The organism is Micromonospora sp. NPDC005686, from assembly GCF_042871665.1.
Taxonomy (GTDB): domain Bacteria; phylum Actinomycetota; class Actinomycetes; order Mycobacteriales; family Micromonosporaceae; genus Micromonospora.
Genome location: NZ_JBIAIY010000009.1, coordinates 137,649 through 158,865, shown reverse-complemented (window position 1 = coordinate 158,865; position 21,217 = coordinate 137,649). Strand labels below are relative to the sequence as shown.

Below are 21,217 nucleotides of genomic sequence, written 5' to 3'. Positions count from 1 at the left end.
GTCATTGTGCCCGTCGCGGGCCCGCCGGGTGGTCCCGGTCAGCAGGCGACGTTGCCGCCGAGGTTGTCCAGCAGCGCGTCGGCGACCCAGCCGGAGACACCTGTGGTGACGTCCCGCAGGTACGTCCACGTGTAGGTGGTGTGGCCGTTGGCGCTGACCCGGTCGCCGCTGGCGAAGCAGTGGAAGTCGACCGTGTGACTGAGCTGCCCGTAGCCCAGGGAGGCGCAGGTGGTGTGCGGGCCGGTGCGGATGTTGACGTTCGTGGCGTTGAAGAGCTGGCCGAACTTGCTGTCCACGTTGGAGTGGGAGTGGCTGCAGCCGGCGCTCGCCGGTCCGGCCGTACCGGCCACCACGGCGCACGCCGAGGTGGCGGTCAGGACGACGGCGGCACCGATGGAGGAGATTTTCCGCATACCCGTCAACTCCCGCAAAAGGATCGAGATACATCAGCAGATCGATCCAAATATTTGCATAGAGCAAGCTCGATGGGCAAGGTGCGCGCCGCCGGCCCGGCGGCGCGCACCTTGCTCAGGCGGTAGCCGGTACGCCGTTGTCCGTACCGGTGGTCTCCGCCTCGGGCACCCCGCGCGGGGCCGGCGTCCGGACCGCGAACGCGTCGAAGCTCGGACCGTCCAGCCGCTCGACGAACGGCTCCACGGCCGGCGGCTCCGACCGGTCCCGCTCGATTGCGTCCGGCTCGGCCCGCCCGTCCGAGGCCCGGGGCGCCGCCTCGCCCGGGACAGGTACCGCCGGCCGCGTCGGCACCTGCGGGTACTCGGCGGTCTCGCCGCCGCCCGCCGCGGCGGCCATGACCGCCGCCGCGGCCAGATTGGCGACCCGCTTGGCCTCCCGCTGCACCCGGGCCCGGGTGTCCTTGGCGTGCTGCTCGGCCAGGTCCGCCGCGCGCCGCGCCTCGTCGAGCCGCTTGCTCTCCGCGCTCAGGTCCCGGCGTACGCCGACCAGCCGCTCCTCCAACTCGGCGCCGTTGCGCTCGATGACGGCGATCTCCCGGCGGGTGTCCTCCAGCTGCCGGGAGGCCGTCTCCAGCTCCGCCTTCAGCTGGGTCAGCGACTCCTGCCGCTGCTGGATCTCCCGCTGCACAACGGCGAGCTGCTCCTGGTGCGCCGCCGTCTCCTCGTCGGCCCGCTCCCGGACCTCGGTGGCGTACTGCTGCGCCTCGGCGACCAGCGCGGCGATGTCCTTCTCCGCGGCGGCGGCCCGGTCGGCCAGCTCCTGCTCGGCGGCGGCCCGCCGCTCGTCCAGTTCCTTGGCCATGGTGGCCTGCCATTGGGCCAGCTCCTGCTGGGCCTTGCTGCGGTTGGCCTGGACCTCCTGCTGGATCTGCGTCCGCGCGGCCTTCACCAGCGCCTCGGACGCCGAACGCGCCTGCTCGACCTGCTGGGCGCTCTGCTCGGTGATCCGCTTCGCCTCCTGCTGGGCCCGGTCGTGCACGGCCTGGCCCTCGACGCGCAGCTTCTCCGCCAGCTCCCGCACCGCGGTCAGCTCCGCCTGCGCGGCGGCCCGCCGCTCCTCGTCCACCCGCTCCTGCTCGGCCCGGCGGGCGGCCAGGTCCTCGTCCAGGTCACGCCGCTCCCGGGCGGCCTGCTCCTGCGCGGCGACGAGCAGCTTCTCCGCCTGACCCTGGACCTCCTCCGCGCGCCGGGTGGCCACCTCGGTGATCTGGCCGGCCTGCTTCTCCGCCAGGTCCAGGATCTGGTCGACCATCGGGCCGAGGTCGCGGAAGGACGCCCGGTCCACCGGCGGCACCGGACGGTCGCGCAGCTCCACCGCCTCGGCCTGCGCCCGCTGTACCTGCGCGGTCAGGTCGCGCACCTGCGCGTACGCCCGGTCCCGCGCGGCGGTCAGCGCGCTCACCTCGGCGTCGACCTGCTCGACGTACCGGTCCACCTGACGTTTGTCGTAGCCGCGCAGCGCGGGGTCGAATCGCGGTCGCGCGGACAGGTCGTCGTGGGGTGCGAACGGCTCGGCACCGTTTGACATGCGCCATCCTCCGTCGGTTCGCCAGCGCCAGGCCGGCGGATGACCGCCCCGCAGGGCACGATGAGGCGCTACGGTACCGCGTCCGCGCGCGGGGCTCGCCCCGCCCCGGGCCCGGCCCGCCGACCGGCGTCGCGGTCAGACCGGGAAGTGCGGGTTCCCCGCCGTCAGGCGGATGGTGAATCCCTCCGCGTCCCGGTGGTACGTCACGTGGTCGCAGCTCTGGTGGCTGATCCACAGGCCCAGCCCGCCCTCGGAGCCGTCGCCGGCCCGCAGCAGCCCGGCGTACGGGTCCTTGGGGCCGGGGCCTCGATCGTGGACGGTCACCACGATCCGGTCCGACGCGCGCCACAGCCGCATCCGCACCGGCGGCTCGCCGTGCCGCAGCGCGTTGCTGACCACCTCGCTGACGGCGATGACCAGGCCGTCGAGGCTGTCCGGCGGCAGCAGGCCACGATCGGCGGCGTGTACCTCGGCGCGGGCGGCGGCCGGCGTCGGGTCGATCAGCTCGGCCAGCGGCGTGGTCCGCTGCACCGGGTCCGTCGGCGCCGGGCGGTACTCGGTCAGGTAACTCGCCGGATCGGTGTAGAGACCGGCCGCCTCGTGCCCGCCGTCCGGCCGCGCCACCAGCGGGTGGGTACGCGCCACGTCGTTCAGCACGTGCGCGGGCGTACCCCGGCGGTCGTAGGCGCAGATGCCCCAGAGCGGGAAGTCGTCGTAGGCGTGGTTGATCGCCGACTCGTAGCGCGCCCACCAGTCCCAGGTCGCGCCGAGCAGCACCGGAGACAGCTCGCCGACCATCCGGATCTGCGCCGCGCCCGCCGCCACGTACGAGGTGAGCAGCTCCCGGTAGGTCCGCAACGCCACGCTGGGCCGGGCATAGAGGTCGCTGACCGGCAGGAACGTGACCTCGGCGCCCGGCGGCAGCGCCCGGCGGACCAGCTCGGCGTGGCGCTCGCCCAGGGCCGCCGCCGTCGGCTCGCCGGCCGCGACCCCGTCCAGCAGGAACGGCAGCGTCACCGCCAGCAACTCCTCGTCGGAGTCGTAGACGAACGCCTCGTGGAAGTAGCCCACGTGGCCGGCGGCGGCACCGCTCCTCATCGGACGGCCTCCACCCGTACCTCGGTCAGACCGAGCAGGTCGACCAGCCGGCTCGGCGTGCGCAGCACCGCGACGGCGTCGTGCCGGCGGGCGTGGTCGCGCAGGTGCAGCAGAGCGCGGTGGTCGACGAAGCGCAGCTCGGCGGCGTCGAACACGAGCCGGCCCGCCACCGGCCGCGGGTCGGCCCGCTCCAGCGCGGCGGCGAAGTCCCAGTGGTTGGACGGGTCCAGCTCGCCGGCCAGCGCCACAGCCGTGTCGCCGCCGCCGGCGTGCAGCCGGAACAGCACGTCGGCGTTGGTCTGCGGGTGCAGGCAGGCCAGCTCGGCGATCGCCGCGTCGTCCAGTTGCCGGCGGTCGTAGGCGCAGACCGCCGACATCGGCCGGTGCCGCATCCAGTGGTCGATCCGGTGCTCGTAGCGGGCGAAGGCGTCCCGCTGGGCGGCGGTGCGGACCAGGCTCGTCGCCTCGGCCAGCACCCGCAGGCCGGTGTGCCCGGCGGTCAGCGCCTCGGCGGTGGCCCGCGCGTACGCCCGGACCTGCCGGTCGGGGTCGACGATCTCGTCGTGCCGGTACGCCTCGCCGACCGGGACCAGCCGCAGCGCGTCCTGCCGGCGCGGCCTCGACCCCCGGGACCGAGGCCAGCCAGCCGGTGACGGTGGCGCGATCCTCCGGACAGACCACCCAGACCTGCTCACCGGCGGCCAGACCGGCGCTTACCTGCTCGACCGCCAGCGCGCGTAGCGCGGCCGGATCGTCGTAGGCGAGGCAACCGTGGGTGTACCCCGGGTACGACACACCCCCGCTGATCACCGACCCCGCCCCATGCGCCCAGTCTAGGCCCAGCCCAGCGGGGGGCCGCGCCAGGTGTTGCCGCCGGCGGTCAGGGCAGGGGGTGGGCGATGTCGCGGGCGTGGTCGGCCACCGCCGCGCCGACCACGGTCGCGGTCAGCGGCAGCACCTCCAGGCACCGGCGTACCGCCGCGCCCATCAGCGGGTTCGGCACCCGCATGGACAGCGTGCAGTGCGGCACCCAGCGGCCCGGCCGGTAGTGCTCCACCACCTCGACGCCGGCCCGCGCCAGCCGCTCGTGCACGGCGGCGTGGTGCGTCAGCAGCTCCGGCGTCGGGGCCGGGCCGAGCCAGAGCACCCGCCCGACGAACTGCCCGGCGTGCTGGAACTCCAGCCGCAGCGGCGCGGCCACCACGGTTCCGGACAGCGCCTCGGCGACCCGGTGCGGGTCCAGGCGGGGCGCGACGGCCAGCGAGACGTGCGGGCGGTGCCGCTGCGCCAGCAGGGACCGCATGCTCGGCACCCCGTCGGACTCCAGCAGGTCCCACAGCACCCGGATGCGCCGGGTGGCGTCGGTGTCCAGATACAGCTCCAGCGCCGCGACCACGCGCTCACCCTAGAGGCGGGGCCCGTGCCGAGGTTTGCCGGGCACGCCCAGCGGTACTGCCCCGAGGGACGTACGAGAGCAGGGAAGTGAGGTACGCGTGGACGCGACGGACGTGCTGACCGAGGCGTACGGCCGGTTGCCCGATCTGGTCGCCGGAGCGCTCGACGGGCTCGACGCGGCCCGGTTGCGGCGGGCGCCGGCCGACGGGGCGAACCCGGTCGGCTGGCTGGTCTGGCACCTGACCCGGATCCAGGACGACCATGTCGCCGACGTGATGGGCGAGCCGCAGCTCTGGGCCACCGGCGACTGGGCGGCGCGGTGCGGTCTGCCACCCGATCCCGGTGACACCGGTTTCGGGCACGGGCCGGAGCAGGTCGCGGCGGTACGCCCGGAGAACGGCGGCGTGCTGCTGGGCTACCACCGGGCGGTGGTGGACCGGAGCCTCGGCTACCTGCGCGGGCTGCGCCCGGCCGACCTGGACCGGGTGGTGGACGAGAACTGGGATCCGCCGGTCACGCTCGGGGTGCGGCTGGTGAGCGTGCTCGACGACGACCTCCAGCACGTCGGCCAGGCCGCGTACGTGCGAGGGCTCATCCTGCGCTGAGCGCCGCACCGGCCCGGCGCAGCGCGGCGTGCCCGAGCAGGTGACAGGCCTGCGCCTCGGGCGAGGTGCCGGGGCGCTCGAAGTGCGGCGCCCCGCTGACGCCGGTCACCCGGCCGTACGCGTCGATCCGCCGGCCGGCGGCGGCCAGCAGATCGGCGCCCACGTCGAACCAGGGCCGGGGCAGCCATCCGTCGGCCACGCCGGTGAGGGCCGCGTACCCGAGCAACTGGGCGGTGTTCGCCTCGCGGAACGCGGCGGGATCGTCGAGCACGTCGGGGAAGAGGCCGTCCGCACCCCGGTACGCGAGGCAGGCGGTCAGCACCTCCTCGGCGTGCCCGGCCAGCTCGGCGCGCAGGTCGCCCGGCCAGTGCGGCGCGAGCCGCAGCGCGCGGGCGACCCCGGCGACCACCCAGCCGTTGCCGGTGCCCCAGGGGCCGGGCCGGTCCAGCTCACCGCGGTCCTCGTCCCAGCGGGCGGCGTACAGGCCGGTACGCGTGTCGTACAGCCGTCGCCGGTGCCCCTCGACCTGCGCCGCCGCCGCGTCGGCCCGGCCGGTGAGCGCCAGCAGCGGCACCACCATGTAGACCGTGTCCGCCCAGACCTGGTGACCGTCGAGCAGGTGGAACAGCGTGCCGTCGGCGGCCCTCGGGGCGCGGCGGGCCAGCCAGTCGAGCTGGGCGTCCAGCGCGTCGGCGTACCGCCGGTCGCCGGTGCCGCGCGCGGCGTGCCGGACCACCTCGCCGCACGCGGCGCCGTTCACCGCGCCCACCGAGCCGGCCGCCTCCCCGAGCCGCCCGTCCGGCCGCTGCCGGGTCACCGCGGCGTCGGCGACCAGCACGGCGGCCTCGTCCAGGCCCAGGTCGAGCAGCGCCTGACCGAGGATTCCCTGCTCCCAGGACTCGCGCTGCATGGTCAGCAGCGCGAGCAGCACCCGGTCGGCGGTGGGATCCCCGGTGGTCGTCATGGCCCGCAGGGTTACCCGCCGCACCGCCTGGTCTCACCCGGTCCGGGTGAGTTCGCCTCACCCGGAGCGCGGGGACGCTGCGGGACGAGCGGCGCCGGCCGCGACCACCGACGAGGAGGGCCCGATGAGCGTCTCGGCCGCCGAACACCTGAACCGGGGGACCGCGGGCTGGCACCCGGAGCTGCCCGAGACCACCTCCGGCACCATCCGCCTGGACCTGCGCGACGACGGCACCACCGAGCACTGGTACCTGACCGTCGACCGGCAGGACGTCCGGGTGGACCGCCTGGGCGAGGAGGCGGACCTGGTGGTCGGCGCCGATCGGGAGGTGTTCGACCGGATGGCGGCGGGGCGCCTGCATCCGTTCGAAGCGCTGCTGCGCAACGACCTCGCCGCGCGGGGCGACCTCAGGCTGCTGATGACGCTGCGCCGGATCTTCCCCGGTCCGCCGGAGGCCCGGCACCCCCGGGACGTGGCCGGACGGACGGCGGCCCGATGAAGCAGGAGCTGGTCCACGTCCTCGCCGGCAACGCGTTCGCGTTGAGCGACGCGCAGGGCGACATGGAACGTGACCCGTGCGCCCCGATCGGCCTGTTCTCCTTCGACACCCGGTTCCTGTCCCACTGGGTGCTCACCATCGACGGCGAACGGCTGCACGCGCTGTCCCGCGACGACCTGACCTACTTCGAGACCCGTTTCGTGCTGGTGCCGGGGGCGGCCAGCCACTACGTGGACGCCGACGTCTCGGTGATCCGGCACCGCTCGATCGACGAGGCGTACCACGAGAGCATCACCGTGCTCAACCACTCGCCCGAACCCGCCGAGTACACGGTGCGGCTGGAGATGGGCAGCGACTTCGCCTCCACCTCGGAGATCCGGCGCCCCGGCACCCGGCGTCCGACGATCGTCCCCGACCCGGCCGGACAGCGGTTGCGGATCCGGTACGAACGCGGCCGGTTCATCCGGGAGACCTGCGTGTCCAGCTCCGCCCGGGGGCAGGTGGACACGCGCGGGATGACCTTCCGGGTGACCGTCGAACCGCAGGGCATGTGGCACGTCGACCTGCACATCGCCATGATCATCCAGGGGGCCGGGGGACGGGACCTACGGGCCGACATCGAGTCGCACCGCCGCCACGTCCGGCAGGACATGCGCGACGACCTCGAACGGTGGCTGGACCGGGCGCCGCACCTGGTCGCCGACCGGCCCGCGCTCACCGCCGTGTACCGGCAGGCCCTCACCGACCTGGCCGCCCTGCGGTACACGCCACTGGCGTACACGGAGCGGGTGCCGGTCGGCGGGCTGCCCTGGGCGATGACGCTGTACGGGCGCGACGCGCTCGTCACCTGCCTCCAGACGCTCCCGTTCACGCCCGAACTGACCCGGGGCACCCTGCACACGCTGGCGATGTTGCAGGGTGGCCAGCTCGACGACTTCCGCGAGGAGGAGCCCGGCAAGATCCTCGCCGAGCTGCGGTACGGCGAGGCGGCCGCGTTCGGCGAGCAACCCACAGCCGTCTACTACGGGGCGGCCGACACCACGCCGCTGTTCGTGATCCTGCTCGACGAGTACGAGCGCTGGACCGGCGACACCGACCTGGTGCACGAGTTGCGGCACCCGGCCCGGATGGCGCTGGACTGGCTGACCCGGTACGGCGACCTGTGCGGCGACGGCTACCTGCGCTACCAGCCCCGCAACGCGGACAACGGGGTGGCCAACCACGCCTGGCGCAGCACGCCCGCGGCGATCGTCGACCGGCACGGCGTGGAGCCGCCGTACCCGCGCGCCACCTGCGAGCTCCAGGGGTACGCGTACGACGCGCGGATCCGGGGCGCCCGCCTGGCCCGGGAGTTCTGGGGCGACCCGGACTACGCCGAGCGACTGGAGGCCGACGCCGCGCGGCTGCGGGAACGGTTCGACAGTGACTTCTGGCTGCCGCAGCGGGGCTACTACGCGCTGGCGCTCACCCCGGACGGTGAGCCGGTCGACGCGCTCACCTCACACCTGGGGCACCTGCTGTGGAGCGGCATCGTGGCGCCGGAGCGGGCCGATTCGGTGGCCGGGCACCTGTACGGGCCGGACCTGTTCTCCGGCTGGGGCGTGCGCACCTACGCGCAGGGGCAGCGGCCGTACAACCCGGTCGGCGCGCACCTCGGCGCGGTGTGGCCCTGGGACAACGCGATGGTCGCGGCGGGCCTGCGGCGGTACGGCTACGACGAGGAGGCGGCCGACATCGCCGCGGGCGTGTTCGCGGTGGCGGAGACGCTCGGCGGCTCGGTCCCGGAGGCGATCGTCGGCTATCCCCGCCCGGTGACCAAGTACCCGGTCCAGTTGCCGGAGGCCGGGCGGCCGCAGTCGTGGGCGTCGGGCGGGCTGCTGATGCTGTTGTCGACCATGCTGGGGTTGCGCCCGTGCGGGGAGAACCTGCTGGTGAACCCGGCCATCCCGGCCGGTTTCGGACCCATCGAGCTGCTCGACGTGCCGGGCCGGTGGGGGCGGGCCGACTCGTACGGCCGGGAACGCGGCGGGGGCCGGCCGGCCCGCCCGGCCGCCTGACCGGCCCGCCGCTCAGCCCGTGCCGCTGGTCTCCCGCTGGGCCACCGGCGGCTCCACCGGGCCGGCTGCGGGTGGCGGCTGCGCCGCTTCGGCACGGCCGGCCCGGGCGAGCAGCCGGTCCACGCCCACGAACAGCAGGCCCAGCAGCCAGAACACCGCGGCGAACCCGGCCGCGCTGACCGCCACCCCGTCGTAGCCCAGCTCGCCCGCGTCGATGAACGGGTACGGGTAGCTGTCCACGATCAGGCCGCGTGCGAGCGCGAATCCCAGGTATCCGACCGGGAACGCCAGCCACCAGGCGGCGTGCCGGGGGCGCAGCCGGCCGCGCCTGTCGAACAGCGCCCAGTCGGCGACCGCCAGCAGCGGCACCACTGTGTGCAGCAACTGGTTGCCCCACCACTCGCCCGGTTGCCGGTCCGGCTGGGTCATGGCGAACGGGCTCGCCGGGTTGGCCAGCACCAGGTGGTAGACGGTGCCGGTGATGGTGATGTAGAGGGTCACCGCTCCCTTGACGACACTCGACGGCTCCGGCCGGTCGCGTAGCGCGCGCCAGGCGGCGCACCCGGCGAGGAGACCGACCGCCACGTTGCTCTGAATGGTGAAGTACGGCAGCAGCCCGGTCACCGTGGCGGGGCCCAGGGCGGTGAGCACGATGCCGGCCGGCACGGCGAGCACCACTGCGAGGCGGAGGAGGATCGCCGGTAGGCGACGCCGGGAGGTCACCGGGGCAAGTTATCAGCCGGTACGCCGCCCGGGCGGGGTGCCGGCCGGGCGGCCGGCGTGCCCGGGCGCGGGGACGTCCACCTGCGGCGGCCCGCCGGACGGGCGGACCGGAGGCGCGGGCCTGCCGCCGCCCCGTGTGCCGGCCCGGCCCGGCGGATCGGTGTCGCCGAGCAGCCCGGCGCAGTAGTCCGGCACGCGGCTGCGGCCCCCGGCTGCGGCGACGAGGTCGGTGAAGGCGGGCGCGGCCAGGGCGCGGCCTCGTTCCGTTTCGGCCAGGGCCCGGTACGCGACGCACAGGCCGGGTGGTGCGGACGGTTGCGGGGTCCGGCGCGCCGGCGTGCCGGCCGGCGGGCTCGGACGGGCCGACGGCGTGGGCGGCGCGGTGACGGCCGGTGGCGCCGCCGGGCGGGTGGCGGGCCGCAGGTTACCGGTCGCGGCGATCGCGACGCCGCTGGTGAGGGTCGCGGCGAGCGCGGACACGGCCACCCGGGCGGCGAACCGGAACCGGCGGCGCCGACGTACCCGCCGGGCCGCGTGGAACGCCGCCACCGCTGCCGCCTCGCCGTCGAGTTCGCCCGCGCCGGGCGCGGTCCGGACCGCGGCCAGCACGGCGACCAGGCCCAGGGGAGCGGACGGCGCGTCGCCGGAACGACCGGCGAGCAACCGCTCGACGGTCTCCTGGTCCAGGCCGGATGCGTCCATCTCGTCACCCTCAGCGCCGTCACCCGGCCCGGTGTCACACTCCGACGCCGCAGACGCGGTGAGGTCGTTCACCCCCGCCGCCGGTCACGGCCGGTCAGGCATCTCCAGTTGCCGATGTCCGGCGGTAGCGGTGAACTGAACTACATGGGTGTCATCAAGGTGGGCACGTCCTCGTGGGCGGACCAGATGCTGATTCGCTCCGGCTGGTATCCGCGCGGGGTCAACACTCCCGCCGGCAGGCTGGGCTGGTACGCCGAACGGTTCGGACTGGTCGAGGTGGACACGTCGTACTACGCGGTGCCGGTGCCGGAGACCACGGCGGGGTGGGCGGCCGCCACCCCGGACGGGTTCACCTTCGACGTCAAGGCGTTCCGCATGTTCACTGGCCATCACACGCCGGTCGACGCGCTGCCCCGCGACCTGCGTCCGGCCGGCGGTCCGAGCCGGATCCGCTGGCGCGACCTGCCCGCCGGGGCGTACGACGAGTTGTGGGACCGGTTCCACGCGGCGCTGGCGCCGCTCGCGGCGGCCGACCGGCTCGGCGCCGTGCTGTTGCAGTTCCCGCCGTGGCTGGCGCGGAGCGAGGCGGCCCGGCGGCGGATCCTGGACGCCGCACGGCGCTGCCGTCCCTGGCCGGTAACCGTCGAGCTACGGCACTCGTCGTGGTTCGACGGGGACGCGATGGCCGACACCGTGACGTTCCTGCGCGACCACGACCTCGGGTACGCGTGCGTGGACATGCCGCAGGGGCACGTCTCCTCGGTGCCGCCGATCCTGGTCGCCACCACCGACCTGGCTGTGATCCGGTTCCACGGGCACAGCACCGCCTGGGAGAGCGGAGACAAGCAGGAGCGGTTCCGCTACGCCTACGGCGAGCGGGAGCTGCGGCACTGGTCGGTGCTGCTGCGCGAGCTGGCCGACCGGTGCGCCGAGCTGCATGTGCTGATGAACAACTGCTGCGGCGACCAGGCCCAGCGCGACGCCGCCCGCCTGGCCGACCTGCTCGGCGTCGCGTCCGCCGCCGCGCGCGCCTGACGTTTCCCCGGCCGTCGTCCGGGTACCGCCGGATGCATGGACGACCGCGAAGGGGGAGCTGTGGAGAAGCGGCACGGCGAGGACGAGCGAGACCCGCGAGCGACCCGGGAGGCCGAGGAGGCGCACGGCGGCAGCATGGCGCCGGGCCTGGTCGACGACACCGGGCACCCGGTGGCCGAGTCGCCGGTGCCGGACAACGAGCCGTCGGCGCCGGGCCGGCCGGGTGAGGACGGCACCGGCTCCTGAGCTCTCAGGGGCGCGTCTCCGGGCGCATCCCGGTCGCCTCCTCCAGCGCGTTGTCGCCGAGGTCGCCGTCCGCGCTGTCGTCCGGGAACGTCCGCCCGGACGGGGCCGGATCCGGCGGCGCACCCGGTCCGGCCATGGGCGTCCGGGTCGGCTCGACCGATCCGAACCCGTGCCGCCCGGCCTTCGGCCCGCCCGGCCGGGTCCCGGCCGCCCGTCGTTCACCGAGCCGCCCCTCGGGCACCGCGGTCTCCTCGCTGCCCTCGTCCATCGGGTCGCTGTCGCCCGCTCCCCACGGCGGGTCGGCGTCGAAGCCGTCGGTGGTGCCCCACGGCGCCGCCGACTCCGGCCCGCGCCCGTCGTCCGTACCCGGCCGGTTCCTGCTGGTCATGGTCACCTCACCTCGCCTGCTGTGCCCGCGCCGCCGCCAGCGGCCGGTTCGGGTCCCGGTGCACCGCGCGGCCGGTGACCCACCCCGATGTGGGTCGCCGGCCGCGCGGTGGTCAACGGGCCGCCCCGACCAGATGACGTCCGGCCGCGCCCACGGCGGCCGCCTTGCCGATGTTCTTCGGCGCGGACATCAGCCCACCCGCGCGGTCCAGCATGCCCCGGAACACCTGGCCCGGCTTCTGCTGCTCGCCCATGTACGCCGACACCACGACGAGCGCGCCGGTCAGCGCCGGGACCGCCCACTGGAGCAGCTTCATCTGCCGCTGGCTGGCGGCGACGTTCGCCGGGGTGTGGTGGTTGGGTTCGGTGGTCCCCTCGACCGGCGGCCCGCCGGCCCGCTCCAGCCGCATGCCGACCAGCCGGCTGTAGCCGGTCACCGCCAGCGCGCCGACGGTGAGTGCGGTCTTCACCGCGCTCATCTTCCCCACGCCCGCCTGGCGGGCCATCCGCGGGCTCTCGGTGACCAGTTCGCCGACCGCGCCGGCCAGGTGCGCGCCGATCGCCGCCGCGTTCACCGGTGTCCACCGCGCCCACCCGGCCGAGGCCACCGGAAGCCGCTCGGTCGTGTCGTTGATCCGCGCCGCCGCGCCGTTGACGCCGAGTGCCCCCATCAGGGAACCGCCGAACCAGGCCGCCAGGCCCAGGTCGTGCATCGAGCGCAGCGTGGTGTGCCGTTCTGACATCAGATCCCCCTCCGCCGTGTTCGGGCGAAGCGGCATACCCACGATCGGGCGACTCACGCCCGGGCGTGGCTCACCGGCGGGGGAGCGTGCCCGCGAACGCGGCGATCCGGGCGGCCAGTGGCGCTGACGCGCGTACCCAGGTGAAGTGGTCGAGCGACGCGCCCGCCTCGGTCACCGTGTAGCGGTGCCGCGTCACCGGCGCGCCGGTCAGCTTCTCGCACAGGTGGTCGAGCGTCTCGTGCGGCGTGTACTGGTCGTCGTCGACGCTCACCGCGAGCACCGGTGTGCGGATCCGCCGCACGGCGGCCTCCGCGTCCACCCCGTCCAGCGCCGGGAACCGGCCGGTGCGGGCGGTGTGCGCCCAGTCCCGGATCACGCCGACGGCCTGCCGGCCGCCGAAACCCCAGCCCGGCCAGACGCCGAGCAGCCGGGCCGTCGCCGCGATCGCCTGGGTGTACGGCAGCACGCCCCACCCGCGCAGGCCCGGGTACCGCCGCCACCACGGCAGTCCCACCGCCACCAGGGCCAGCCCGTCCACCCGCTCGGCGTCGTGCAGCGCCTGGTGCAGCACCGCGACCTGGCCGCCGAGGGAGTGCCCGAGCAACACCCGGGTGCGGCCGTCGAGCCGGGGCTTGAGCGCGTCGAGCACGGCGCCGATGTCAGTGGACATCTCCTGGTAGCCGTAGCGGCAGGCGCGCGACGGCGCGGGGGTGCTCTCGCCGGTGCCGCGCAGGTCGGCCACGATCACCGCGAGCCCGGCGTCGCGCAGCGCGGCGGCGAACGGCCGGTAGTAGCGGGCGCGCACGCCCATGGCGGGCCAGATCAGCACCACCGGGGCGCCGGGTGGACCGGCCGGCTCCGGGTAGACCTGCACGCCGATGCGTGCGCCGTCGACGTCCACGAACTCCTGGGTGTAGTCCCCGCTCACCCGGACAAGCGTACGGCCCGAACCTACCGCCGGGTAGGAAGGGTGGGCCGGCGCACACCCTCGTCCGCGGCGGCCAGGCTCAGGTGCGTCCCGAGCTGGTCGGGGTGTGTCCTCACGCCACCGCCGGTGTGGGCCGGGCCGCGCTGGTCAACGTGCCGTAGACGGCGCTGAGCTGCTCGGCGCAGCGCCTCCAGGAGTACCGGCTGCGGATGCGGTCCAGCGCGGCAGTGGCGTACGTGAACCGGCGCACGTTGTCGCCGAGCAGCCGGCGCAGCGCGGTACCGATCGCGCGTGGATCGCGCGGCGGCACCAGGTCACCGGTGAGTCCGTCCACCACGCTGTCGGCGATGCCGCCCACGTTCGTGCCGATCACCGGCACGCCGCAGGCCATCCCCTCCAGCGGGGTGAGCCCGAACGGCTCGTACCAGGGGGCGGCCACCAGTACGTCCGCCGACCGGTACCAGGCGCCCATCTCCTCGCGGGGCACGCCGCCGAGCAGCCGTACGCGGTCGGCCACGCCGCACGAGTCGGCGAGCGCGGACAGCCGGCGCGCGAACGAGTCCGCGGGCAACAGGTGGGCCGGCGGGCCGCCGGCCACCACGCACTCCGCGTCCGGCACCGCGGGCAGCGCCCGGACCACGTCCAGGAAGCCCTTGCGCTCGACCGGGCCGTCCGGGCGGAACACCGCCTCGTTGACGCCGGACGGCACGAGCGCCATCCGGGAGCGGGGCACACCCATCCGGACCAGCTCCGCGACCTCGTCGGAGCACTGCACGACCACCCGGTCCACCGCCCGGCCGAGCGCCCGCTCGTAGCCGACGCGCCCTGGTGGGCTGGTGTCCCGGGCGCCCTGGTGGCGACGCTTGACGGTGCCGAGCGCGTGGTACGTCAGCACCGTCGGCACACCGGTGCGGCGGCCGGCGTGCACGGTGGCCAGCCCGCTCATCCAGAAGTGCGCGTGTGCCACGTCCGGCGTCCAGTCGCCGTGGCGCCAGGTGCCGGCCAGCCAGTTGCCGAACTCGCCCATGTACGGCAGCAGTTCGTCCTTCGGCACTCGCCGGGCGGGACCGGCCGGCACGTGGCACACCTGGTAGCCGTCCGGCGCGGGCACCGCCTCGGGCAGCGCGGGGGAGTCGCGGCGGGTGTAGACACGGACGTCGTGGCCCGCGTGGGTGAGCGCGGACGCGAGTTCCGCCACGTGCGTGTGCTGACCGCCCGCTTCCTCCTCGCCGAGGGCGGCGAGTGGGTCGGCGTGCGCGGAAATCATCGCGATGCGCATGTCTCCTCTTCCATCGAGCGTCATCACCTTCTACTCGTGGAGCCGGCCGCGTCGCGGCACAGGCCCGGAGCGAAGGAGCACGTGGCCGCGTCGAGCCGGTCTGCCGTGCTCGCGGCGGCTGAACCGCTCCTCCCCGGCGGCGGCCACGACCCGGCCGTCGGCCACCAGGGCCGCGGCCGGGTCATGAAATCGCATTGATGCCGAGGACACGCATGGGTGGACCCCTACCCTCGGGACCCGCCCCTAACCAGCAGATCGTCGACTTCTCCGCGGGCCCGCCGCCTCCGCTGTGGAGGCTCCTTGCCCTGGGCGGGGCAGCGACGCGTGCCCCGTATCGAAAAGCGGGGCTGCTCAGGTCCTGTTTCGTGGCGGTGCGCTCAGTCCGGCAGCATCCCGGGGCCGAACACCTCGTACGCGATCCGCTCGGCCGGCACGCCCCGGCGCAGCAGGTTGCTCCGGACCAGGTTCATGAACGCCACCGGACCGCACAGGTGCACGGCCACCCCGGCGGGCAGCGGGAGCCGGTCCGGGTCGATCAGCCCGGCGGACACCTGCGCCTTCAGGCCGGGCAGGTCGGCCCCGGCGGCGTCGAGATACCAGAGGTGGACGGCCAGGTTCGGCAGCCGCCGCTGGAGCGCCGGCAGTTCCGCGCGCAACGCGTGCGCCTCGGCGTGCCGGTCGGCGTGCGCCAGTGTCACCTGACGCCCGGGGTCCCGGTCCGCCAGGTGGGCCAGCGCCGCCATCGCGGGGGTGAGCCCGATACCGGCGCTGACCAGCAGCAGCGGCCCTTCGTCGCCGGTGGCGTCGACCTCACCGAACGCCGGGCTGAGCCGCAACGTGTCGCCGGCGGCCACCCGGTCGTGCAGGTGACCGGAGACCATGCCGTCGGGTGCGCCGGCCTCGCCGCGTACCCGCTTCACGGTGATCCGCCACTCCGTGGCGCCGGGACGGCCGGAGAGGCTGTACTGGCGGATCTGCTGTCCCCGGCCGCCGTCCAGGTCGACCGCGACCGAGACGTACCGGCCGGGGGTGAAGCCGGGCGCGGCGCCGCCGTCGGCCGGCGCGAGGGTGAGCGAGACGACGTCGGCGCTCTCCTGGGTGCGGCCGGTCACCCGCCACTCCCGCCACACCGGCGCGGCCTCGGGCACGCCGGCGCCGGCGTAGAGCCGCGCCTCGCGGGCGATCAGCTCGCAGGCCAGCAGCCAGTAGACCTCGTCCCAGGCGGCGGCCACCTCCGCGGTGACGGCGTCGCCGAGCACCTCGCCGACGGCGGCGAGCAGATGCCGGCCGACGATCGGGTACTGGGTGGCGGTGATGCCGAGCGAGGCGTGCTTGTGCGCGATCCGGTCCAGGACCGGCCCCCACGGCGTGCCGGCCCCGCCGGTCAGGTGCGCCGCGTACGCGACCACGGCCGAGGCGAGGGCGGCCTTCTGCGCCCCGGTGGCCTGGTTGCCCCGGTTGAACAGGTCGAGCAGTTCCGGGTGGGCGTCGAACATCCGCTTGTAGAAGCGGCCGGTGATGGCCTCGCCGTGCGCCTGCACGACGGGCAGGGTGGCGGTCACGACTGCCGTTGAGGATTCCGAGAGCACTACCGAATCTCCTTCCAGGGCTCGAACAGGTCGATCCCACGAAACAGGACTTGTCTATTCCTCTTTCAGGGTCGAAGGTCCCGGGAGCGCAGTGGCATAGGTCACCGTGAATCCGCTTGTGTCGCGGACGCGCCGAATGGCTAGGGTCGGTGCGTGAGGCTGAACCGGTCGACCGACATGGCGCTGCGGATCGCCATGCTGACCGCCGCGTCCCCGGTCCGGGCCACCGTCGACGAGCTCGCCACCCGGCTGGAGCTGCCTCGCAGCCACGTCGCGAAGGTGGTGCAGCGGCTGCAGCGCATCGGTGTCCTGGTGACCATCCGGGGCCGCTCCGGCGGCGTGGCCTTCGCCGAGCACGCCGGTGACCTCACCGTCGGCCGGGTGGTCCGCGCCTTCGAGGGCGACGGCGAGGTGGTCGACTGCGCCCAGCCGGTCTGCCCGCTGGTCGCGGAGTGCCGGCTCCGCGGTGAGCTGCGCCGCGCGCAGGCCGCCTTCCTCGCCGTGCTCGACGGGGTACGCCTCGGCGACCTGGTCGACGGTGCCGCCGGCCCGCTCCTGCTCAGCCTCGGCAACCCGCCGGCCGGTCGCTGATGGCCGTCTCCCATCCGATCTTCGCCCGGTTGTTCGCCCGCGCCAGCGTCGCCATGGACCAGGCCGGCATGGCCGGGCACCGCGCCCGCCTCGTCGCCGGACTGCACGGCCGGGTGGTGGAGATCGGCGCCGGCAACGGGCGCAACCTGACCCACTACCCGCCGGGGGTGAGCCACGTGCTCGCCGTCGAGCCGGAACCGCGCCTGCGCGCACTGGCCCGCGCCGCCGCGCCCGCCGCCCCGGTGCCGGTGACCGTCGCCGCCGGACTGGCCGAGGCGCTGCCGGTCGCCGACGGCGCCGCCGACGCCGTGGTGCTGTCGCTCGTGCTCTGCTCGGTGCCGGACCAGGCCGTCGCGCTCGCCGAGGCGTGCCGGGTGCTGCGGCCCGGGGGCGAGCTGCGCTTCTACGAACATGTGGTGGCCCAGACGCCGGGCCTGCGCCGGGCCCAGCGCCTGGCCGACGCGACACTGTGGCCGCTGTGCTGCGCCGGGTGCCACACCGCGCGGGACACGGTGGCCGCGATCCGGGCCGCCGGGTTCACGGTGACCGAGCTGGACCGTTTCCGATTTCCGCCGGCCGGGCTGCCCGCACCGGCTTCGCCGCACGTCCTCGGCGCCGCGATCCGGGCCTGACGCGCCGCACCGGGCCGCGCCCGCGTGCCGGCCGGGCTCGGCCGGCGCCCTCGCGGGGCGCCGGCCGTTCGGGCTCAGCTCACGGTCACCGTGCCGTCCGGGGCGCGGACGCAGGCGACGGTACGGGCGCCGGTCGCCGCCGCCCCGGCCAGGCACCGGCCGAGCACCCGGTGCCCGGCGGCGTTCGGGTGCCACGACTCCTGGCAGGTCTGGAAGTACGTGCCGCAGGCGTTGGCGATGCGCTGGATGTCCAGCTTGTCGTATCCGGACAGGCTGGTCACGAACGTGCCGGTCGGCCCGTCCATCAGCCGGATCGGCGTGGCCAGCGCGTTGGCCGGGCTGCCGGTCGACTCGCAGAGCCGGGCGCCGTCGAACGCGCGCTGCACGTTCAGGTAGACCAGGTCGTCCTGCGGGAACTCGCCGGCGAGCGTGCCGCGTACCGAGCCGACGAGCGTGCCGAGCCCCTGGGAGAAGCGGTGTCCGGGTGCCAGGCTGGCCCGGTGGATCGGGCAGCCGGCCGCGTACCGCTCGGCGCCCAGCGCGCGGAACTTGTCCCGGGTGTCGTCGCGGCTGTCCTCGGTCCAGTAGCTCTGGTCCAGCTCGAACGGCAGCGGGTTGGTGTAGTCCTGGAAGACCACCCGGTGCCGGCCGTCGGCATCGATCTCGTCCAGCGTGGTGAGCAGCTGCCGCAGCGCCGCGGTGGTCTCCGCGGTGGCGGCGGCGAACTGCGCGGCGGTGCCCAGGTCGGCGTCCGTGCACGGCTTCTGCTCCACCGGCCCGCCCAGGTACGCCCAGAACTCCCACCAGCCGGTCCACGCGTCGGCGATGAACCGGTTGGCGCACTTCTCCGCCACGCTGCCGAAGGTGAACGAGCTGTTGTTCGAGCCGAGGCCGACCAGCACCAGGTCGATGTCGTGGGTCCGCGCCACCGTCCGGAGCTGGTCGAGCTGCGCGGCCACCTGCCGTCCCTTCGTGCGGGTGGCCGAGGCGCCTGCGATGTCGTACGGCTGGCCTCCCGAGCAGGCCAGGTTGAACCGCGCGGAGATGCCGGGCAGGTCGGCCTGGAACAGCGAGGCGTTCGGCGAACGGTGGCAGAAGTAGGCGTTGGCGTTGGCGGCGGACCAGCCGGGGAAGCCCTGGGCCACCCCGTTGACGTCCACCACCGGCGCGTACGCCCCGGCGCCCTCCCCACTGATGAAGCTGTCACCCAGCGCCACCGCGGCGGTGGGCAGCGCGGCGGCGGCCGGCTGGGCGGGTGCCGCGGCGGCGGGTAACGCGACAGCGGCGAGCGCCACCGCCGCCGCGAGCACGGAACGACGGAACAGGGACATGCCCGACCCTCCACAACATCGAAAGGTGAAAGATTCTTCAGAGTGGCGATCAGATCACGAGCGTGTGACGGACGTCAATGGCTCGACATGCGCCGCCCTCGTCGGGGAAGACATCCGGTGCCCAGGTCGTTGTGCCGCCTGGACGCCCCGCCCGTCCCGCCGGTGCCGCCGTACGCGGCCGCGCCGCGGACCGGGCCGGCAGGTCGATCGCGCAACGCACCGCCCCGGTGCCGCCGACCTGTCGGGGCACCCGGCTAGGCTCGCTGCGGCGCGCCGCGCCCGGCGATCATCGTGGGGGGATCACACGGTGAACGGCACCACACCGCCGAGACCTGGGAGTACGACCAGTTGACCGCACAGCCTGAGACCCTCTACGGGGCCGACGACCTGACGCATCTGGAGGGCCTCGACGCCGTCCGGAAGCGCCCCGGCATGTACATCGGCTCCACCGACAGCCGTGGCGTGGGTCACCTCGTCAACGAGATCCTCGACAACTCCACCGACGAGGGTGTCGCCGGTCACGCCACGAAGGTCGACGTGATCCTGCACGCCGACGGCTCGGTCCAGGTCGACGACGACGGCCGCGGCATCCCCACCGACGTGCACGCCAAGTCCGGCATCTCCGGCGTCGAGCTGGTGCTGACCCGCCTGCACGCGGGCGGCAAGTTCGGCGGCTCCGGCTACAAGACCTCCGGCGGTCTGCACGGCGTCGGCGCGTCGGCGGTCAACGCGCTGTCCCGTCGTTTCGACGTCACGGTCCGGCGCGGCGGCAAGGTCCACGCCATGTCGTTCCGCCACGGCGTGCCGGGCGTCTTCGACGGCGACGGTCCGGACGCGCCGTTCACACCCGGCCCCGGCCTCCAGATCATCGGCGCGATGAAGCGCGGCCAGCGCACCGGCACCTCGATCCGCTGGTGGCACGACCCCCGCTACTTCGAGACCGGCGCCGGGCTCGACACCGAGGCGGTCCGGCTCAAGCTGCGCAACACCGCGTTCCTCGTCCCCGGTGTGGCCTACCGGCTGCGCGACGAGACCGGCGAGGAACCCGTCGAGGAGCGCTTCCACTTCCCCGACGGACTCACCGACATGGTGGAATACCTCGCCCCGGCCGGCGACCGGCCGGTCTCCGGCACGCTGCTGGTCACCGGCGAGGGCACCTACCGGGAGAACGCCGCCGACGCCAACGGCGTCATGCAGTCCAACGTGCAGCGCCGCGCCGAGGTCGAGGTGGCGTTCCGCTGGGGCACCGGCTACGAGCGCACCGTCGAGTGCTTCACCAACACCATCCGCAACGCCCACGGGGGCACCCACCGCAAGGGCTTCGAGCGGGCGCTGGCCCGTACCCTCGCCGAGGCCGCCCGCAACGCCCGCGGCCTGCTCAAGCCCAAGGAGGACGCGCCCAGCCTGGACGACGTCCTGGAGGGCATGACCGCCGTGGTGCACGTGCGCATCCCCGAGCCGCAGTTCACCTCGCAGACAAAGGACGAGCTGTCCACCGCTGGCATCACCAAGGTGCTCCAGGGCCTGGTCGAGGCGCACCTCAAGAGCTGGCTGGACGACCGCCGGACCAAGGCCGAGGCGCGGACGGTGCTCCAGAAGATCGTCGACGCGGCCCGCGTCCGGCTCACCCAGAAGCAGCAGAAGGACGCCGCCCGCCGCAAGACCGCGCTGGAGGGCGCGGCCATGCCGGCCAAGCTGGTCGACTGCCGAGCCGCGGGCATCGAGAGAAGCGAACTGTTCATCGTGGAGGGGGACAGCGCCCTCGGGACGGGGCGCCTCGCCCGGTCCTCGGAGTACCAGGCGCTGCTGCCGATCCGCGGCAAGATCCTCAACGTGCAGAAGGCCAGCCTCCAGCAGGTGCTGGACAACGCCGAGTGCGCGGCCATCGTGCAGGTGCTCGGCGCCGGCTCCGGGCGGACGTTCGACCTGTCCGCCCTGCGCTACGGCCGGGTGCTCATCATGGCCGACGCCGATGTCGACGGCGCCCACATCCGCACCCTGCTGATCACGTTGTTCGCCCGCTACATGCGACCGCTGGTCGAGGCCGGGCGGCTCTACGCGGCGATGCCGCCCCTGCACAAGATCACCACTAGGGGGCGCAGCCCGCAGACCGTCTACACCTACACCCAGGCGGAGATGGAGGCGACGGTCCGCAAGCTGGAGAAGGCCGGCAAGCAGATCGTCACGCCGATCCCGCGCTTCAAGGGCCTCGGTGAGATGGACGCCGACGAGTTGTGGGAGACCACCATGAACCCGGCCACCCGGGCGGTCCGCCGGATCACGCTCGACGACGTCGAGGCCGCCGAGCGGATCCTCGAACTGCTCATGGGGGAGAAGGTCGAGCCCCGCCGCAACTGGCTGATCGACTCCGCCGACCGGGTCGACCGCGACGCCATCGACGCCTGACCAACG

At 74.5% G+C, this 21,217-nt stretch carries 22 protein-coding genes and 1 pseudogene; 8 read left to right on the top strand and 15 right to left on the bottom strand.

The genetic code is table 11. The features are described 5' to 3' along the window. Nucleotides 1-38: 38 nt before the first annotated feature. The 6 genes and pseudogenes from ACFYON_RS21225 to ACFYON_RS21200 all read right to left on the bottom strand — a co-directional run bounded on the left by ACFYON_RS21225 (nt 39) and on the right by ACFYON_RS21200 (nt 4,495). A complete protein-coding gene (locus ACFYON_RS21225) occupies nt 39-413 on the bottom strand; it encodes a hypothetical protein (RefSeq protein WP_355095878.1) in 375 nt (124 codons plus the stop codon). A 115-nt stretch (nt 414-528) separates the two neighbouring features. Beyond that, nucleotides 529-2,001, bottom strand: coding sequence for a hypothetical protein (locus ACFYON_RS21220; protein ID WP_355095876.1), 1,473 nt, complete (start codon nt 1,999-2,001; stop codon nt 529-531). A gap of 135 nt (nt 2,002-2,136) precedes the next feature. Further along, nucleotides 2,137-3,099, bottom strand: a complete 963-nt coding sequence (locus ACFYON_RS21215; protein WP_355095874.1) for a sensor histidine kinase — start codon at nt 3,097-3,099, stop codon at nt 2,137-2,139. Continuing rightward, nucleotides 3,096-3,476, bottom strand: coding sequence for an STAS domain-containing protein (locus ACFYON_RS21210; protein WP_387189141.1), 381 nt, complete (start codon nt 3,474-3,476; stop codon nt 3,096-3,098). The genes ACFYON_RS21215 and ACFYON_RS21210 overlap by 4 nt, the downstream gene beginning before the upstream one ends. After that, nucleotides 3,462-3,894: pseudogene (locus ACFYON_RS21205) on the bottom strand (MEDS domain-containing protein); the annotation flags it as partial. The gene ACFYON_RS21210 and the pseudogene ACFYON_RS21205, both read right to left, overlap by 15 nt. Nucleotides 3,895-3,979: 85 nt before the next feature. Beyond that, entirely contained in the window at nt 3,980-4,495 is a 516-nt protein-coding gene (locus tag ACFYON_RS21200) for a 2'-5' RNA ligase family protein (RefSeq protein ID WP_354867450.1), read from the bottom strand. Nucleotides 4,496-4,592: 97 nt separating this feature from the next. Here ACFYON_RS21200 and ACFYON_RS21195 point away from each other — a divergent pair, with 97 nt between their 5' ends. After that, nucleotides 4,593-5,099: a DinB family protein gene (locus ACFYON_RS21195; protein ID WP_354867447.1), complete on the top strand. Its 507-nt coding sequence runs from the start codon at nt 4,593-4,595 to the stop codon at nt 5,097-5,099. Here ACFYON_RS21195 and ACFYON_RS21190 read toward each other — a convergent pair. Beyond that, the gene (locus ACFYON_RS21190; protein ID WP_354867444.1) at nt 5,086-6,063 is read right to left on the bottom strand and encodes a glycoside hydrolase family 88 protein; all 978 of its coding nucleotides are present in this window, start codon (nt 6,061-6,063) and stop codon (nt 5,086-5,088) included. The two genes, ACFYON_RS21195 and ACFYON_RS21190, sit on opposite strands and share 14 nt — an antisense overlap. Nucleotides 6,064-6,187: 124 nt before the next feature. Between ACFYON_RS21190 and ACFYON_RS21185 the strand changes: the two genes are divergently transcribed. Both ACFYON_RS21185 and ACFYON_RS21180 read left to right on the top strand, forming a co-directional pair. After that, nucleotides 6,188-6,562 (top strand): SCP2 sterol-binding domain-containing protein, encoded by a 375-nt coding sequence (locus tag ACFYON_RS21185; protein WP_354867442.1) that lies wholly within the window; start codon nt 6,188-6,190, stop codon nt 6,560-6,562. Then, nucleotides 6,559-8,619 (top strand): glycogen debranching N-terminal domain-containing protein, encoded by a 2,061-nt coding sequence (locus tag ACFYON_RS21180; RefSeq protein ID WP_354867440.1) that lies wholly within the window; start codon nt 6,559-6,561, stop codon nt 8,617-8,619. Before ACFYON_RS21185 ends, ACFYON_RS21180 begins: the two co-directional genes overlap by 4 nt. Nucleotides 8,620-8,631: 12 nt before the next feature. Here ACFYON_RS21180 and ACFYON_RS21175 read toward each other — a convergent pair whose 3' ends face one another. Beyond that, nucleotides 8,632-9,342 carry a Pr6Pr family membrane protein gene (locus ACFYON_RS21175; RefSeq protein ID WP_354867438.1) on the bottom strand — a complete coding sequence of 237 codons (711 nt, stop codon included), beginning with the start codon at nt 9,340-9,342 and terminating at the stop codon, nt 8,632-8,634. A gap of 12 nt (nt 9,343-9,354) precedes the next feature. Then, the gene (locus tag ACFYON_RS21170; protein ID WP_354867436.1) at nt 9,355-10,044 is read right to left on the bottom strand and encodes a hypothetical protein; all 690 of its coding nucleotides are present in this window, start codon (nt 10,042-10,044) and stop codon (nt 9,355-9,357) included. A 144-nt stretch (nt 10,045-10,188) separates the two neighbouring features. Here ACFYON_RS21170 and ACFYON_RS21165 point away from each other — a divergent pair, with 144 nt between their 5' ends. Both ACFYON_RS21165 and ACFYON_RS21160 read left to right on the top strand, forming a co-directional pair. Next, nucleotides 10,189-11,079: a DUF72 domain-containing protein gene (locus ACFYON_RS21165; protein WP_354867434.1), complete on the top strand. Its 891-nt coding sequence runs from the start codon at nt 10,189-10,191 to the stop codon at nt 11,077-11,079. 36 nt (nt 11,080-11,115) lie between these two features. Then, nucleotides 11,116-11,325: a GTPase activator gene (locus tag ACFYON_RS21160; RefSeq protein WP_354867431.1), complete on the top strand. Its 210-nt coding sequence runs from the start codon at nt 11,116-11,118 to the stop codon at nt 11,323-11,325. Nucleotides 11,326-11,329: 4 nt separating this feature from the next. On the opposite strand, the gene ACFYON_RS21155 is transcribed toward ACFYON_RS21160, so the two are convergent. From ACFYON_RS21155 to ACFYON_RS21135, 5 genes are all read right to left on the bottom strand, one after another. Then, the gene (locus ACFYON_RS21155) at nt 11,330-11,713 is read right to left on the bottom strand and encodes a hypothetical protein (protein ID WP_354867428.1); all 384 of its coding nucleotides are present in this window, start codon (nt 11,711-11,713) and stop codon (nt 11,330-11,332) included. A gap of 112 nt (nt 11,714-11,825) precedes the next feature. Next, on the bottom strand, nt 11,826-12,455 hold the full coding sequence (locus tag ACFYON_RS21150) for a hypothetical protein (RefSeq protein WP_354867425.1): 630 nt from the start codon (nt 12,453-12,455) through the stop codon (nt 11,826-11,828). A 70-nt stretch (nt 12,456-12,525) separates the two neighbouring features. Beyond that, the gene (locus ACFYON_RS21145) at nt 12,526-13,383 is read right to left on the bottom strand and encodes an alpha/beta fold hydrolase (RefSeq protein ID WP_354867423.1); all 858 of its coding nucleotides are present in this window, start codon (nt 13,381-13,383) and stop codon (nt 12,526-12,528) included. A gap of 112 nt (nt 13,384-13,495) precedes the next feature. Then, on the bottom strand, nt 13,496-14,662 hold the full coding sequence (locus ACFYON_RS21140) for a glycosyltransferase (protein ID WP_387320994.1): 1,167 nt from the start codon (nt 14,660-14,662) through the stop codon (nt 13,496-13,498). A 377-nt stretch (nt 14,663-15,039) separates the two neighbouring features. Beyond that, on the bottom strand, nt 15,040-16,251 hold the full coding sequence (locus ACFYON_RS21135) for a globin domain-containing protein (RefSeq protein WP_354867417.1): 1,212 nt from the start codon (nt 16,249-16,251) through the stop codon (nt 15,040-15,042). Between the two features lie 153 nt (nt 16,252-16,404). Between ACFYON_RS21135 and ACFYON_RS21130 the strand changes: the two genes are divergently transcribed. Continuing rightward, nucleotides 16,405-16,842, top strand: a complete 438-nt coding sequence (locus ACFYON_RS21130) for an Rrf2 family transcriptional regulator (RefSeq protein WP_354867414.1) — start codon at nt 16,405-16,407, stop codon at nt 16,840-16,842. Beyond that, nucleotides 16,842-17,474 carry a methyltransferase domain-containing protein gene (locus ACFYON_RS21125; protein ID WP_354867412.1) on the top strand — a complete coding sequence of 211 codons (633 nt, stop codon included), beginning with the start codon at nt 16,842-16,844 and terminating at the stop codon, nt 17,472-17,474. The genes ACFYON_RS21130 and ACFYON_RS21125 overlap by 1 nt, the downstream gene beginning before the upstream one ends. A gap of 74 nt (nt 17,475-17,548) precedes the next feature. Here the strand turns inward: ACFYON_RS21125 and ACFYON_RS21120 are convergent, their stop codons facing one another. Further along, a complete protein-coding gene (locus tag ACFYON_RS21120; RefSeq protein ID WP_354867409.1) occupies nt 17,549-18,805 on the bottom strand; it encodes a hypothetical protein in 1,257 nt (418 codons plus the stop codon). A 348-nt stretch (nt 18,806-19,153) separates the two neighbouring features. Between ACFYON_RS21120 and ACFYON_RS21115 the strand changes: the two genes are divergently transcribed. Beyond that, nucleotides 19,154-21,211, top strand: coding sequence for a type IIA DNA topoisomerase subunit B (locus ACFYON_RS21115; RefSeq protein ID WP_387320992.1), 2,058 nt, complete (start codon nt 19,154-19,156; stop codon nt 21,209-21,211). Nucleotides 21,212-21,217 lie beyond the last annotated feature (6 nt).

Bases quoted from the DNA above. Each gene is read 5' to 3' on its own strand.
- ACFYON_RS21225 (WP_355095878.1), bottom strand. From the start codon at position 413: ATGCGGAAAATCTCCTCCATCGGTGCCGCCGTCGTCCTGACCGCCACC.
- ACFYON_RS21220 (WP_355095876.1), bottom strand. From the start codon at position 2,001: ATGTCAAACGGTGCCGAGCCGTTCGCACCCCACGACGACCTGTCCGCG.
- ACFYON_RS21215 (WP_355095874.1), bottom strand. From the start codon at position 3,099: ATGAGGAGCGGTGCCGCCGCCGGCCACGTGGGCTACTTCCACGAGGCG.
- ACFYON_RS21210 (WP_387189141.1), bottom strand. From the start codon at position 3,476: ATGTCGGCGGTCTGCGCCTACGACCGCCGGCAACTGGACGACGCGGCG.
- ACFYON_RS21190 (WP_354867444.1), bottom strand. From the start codon at position 6,063: ATGACGACCACCGGGGATCCCACCGCCGACCGGGTGCTGCTCGCGCTG.
- ACFYON_RS21185 (WP_354867442.1), top strand. From the start codon at position 6,188: ATGAGCGTCTCGGCCGCCGAACACCTGAACCGGGGGACCGCGGGCTGG.
- ACFYON_RS21180 (WP_354867440.1), top strand. From the start codon at position 6,559: ATGAAGCAGGAGCTGGTCCACGTCCTCGCCGGCAACGCGTTCGCGTTG.
- ACFYON_RS21170 (WP_354867436.1), bottom strand. From the start codon at position 10,044: ATGGACGCATCCGGCCTGGACCAGGAGACCGTCGAGCGGTTGCTCGCC.
- ACFYON_RS21165 (WP_354867434.1), top strand. From the start codon at position 10,189: ATGGGTGTCATCAAGGTGGGCACGTCCTCGTGGGCGGACCAGATGCTG.
- ACFYON_RS21160 (WP_354867431.1), top strand. From the start codon at position 11,116: ATGGACGACCGCGAAGGGGGAGCTGTGGAGAAGCGGCACGGCGAGGAC.
- ACFYON_RS21155 (WP_354867428.1), bottom strand. From the start codon at position 11,713: ATGACCAGCAGGAACCGGCCGGGTACGGACGACGGGCGCGGGCCGGAG.
- ACFYON_RS21150 (WP_354867425.1), bottom strand. From the start codon at position 12,455: ATGTCAGAACGGCACACCACGCTGCGCTCGATGCACGACCTGGGCCTG.
- ACFYON_RS21140 (WP_387320994.1), bottom strand. From the start codon at position 14,662: ATGCGCATCGCGATGATTTCCGCGCACGCCGACCCACTCGCCGCCCTC.
- ACFYON_RS21125 (WP_354867412.1), top strand. From the start codon at position 16,842: ATGGCCGTCTCCCATCCGATCTTCGCCCGGTTGTTCGCCCGCGCCAGC.
- ACFYON_RS21120 (WP_354867409.1), bottom strand. From the start codon at position 18,805: ATGTCCCTGTTCCGTCGTTCCGTGCTCGCGGCGGCGGTGGCGCTCGCC.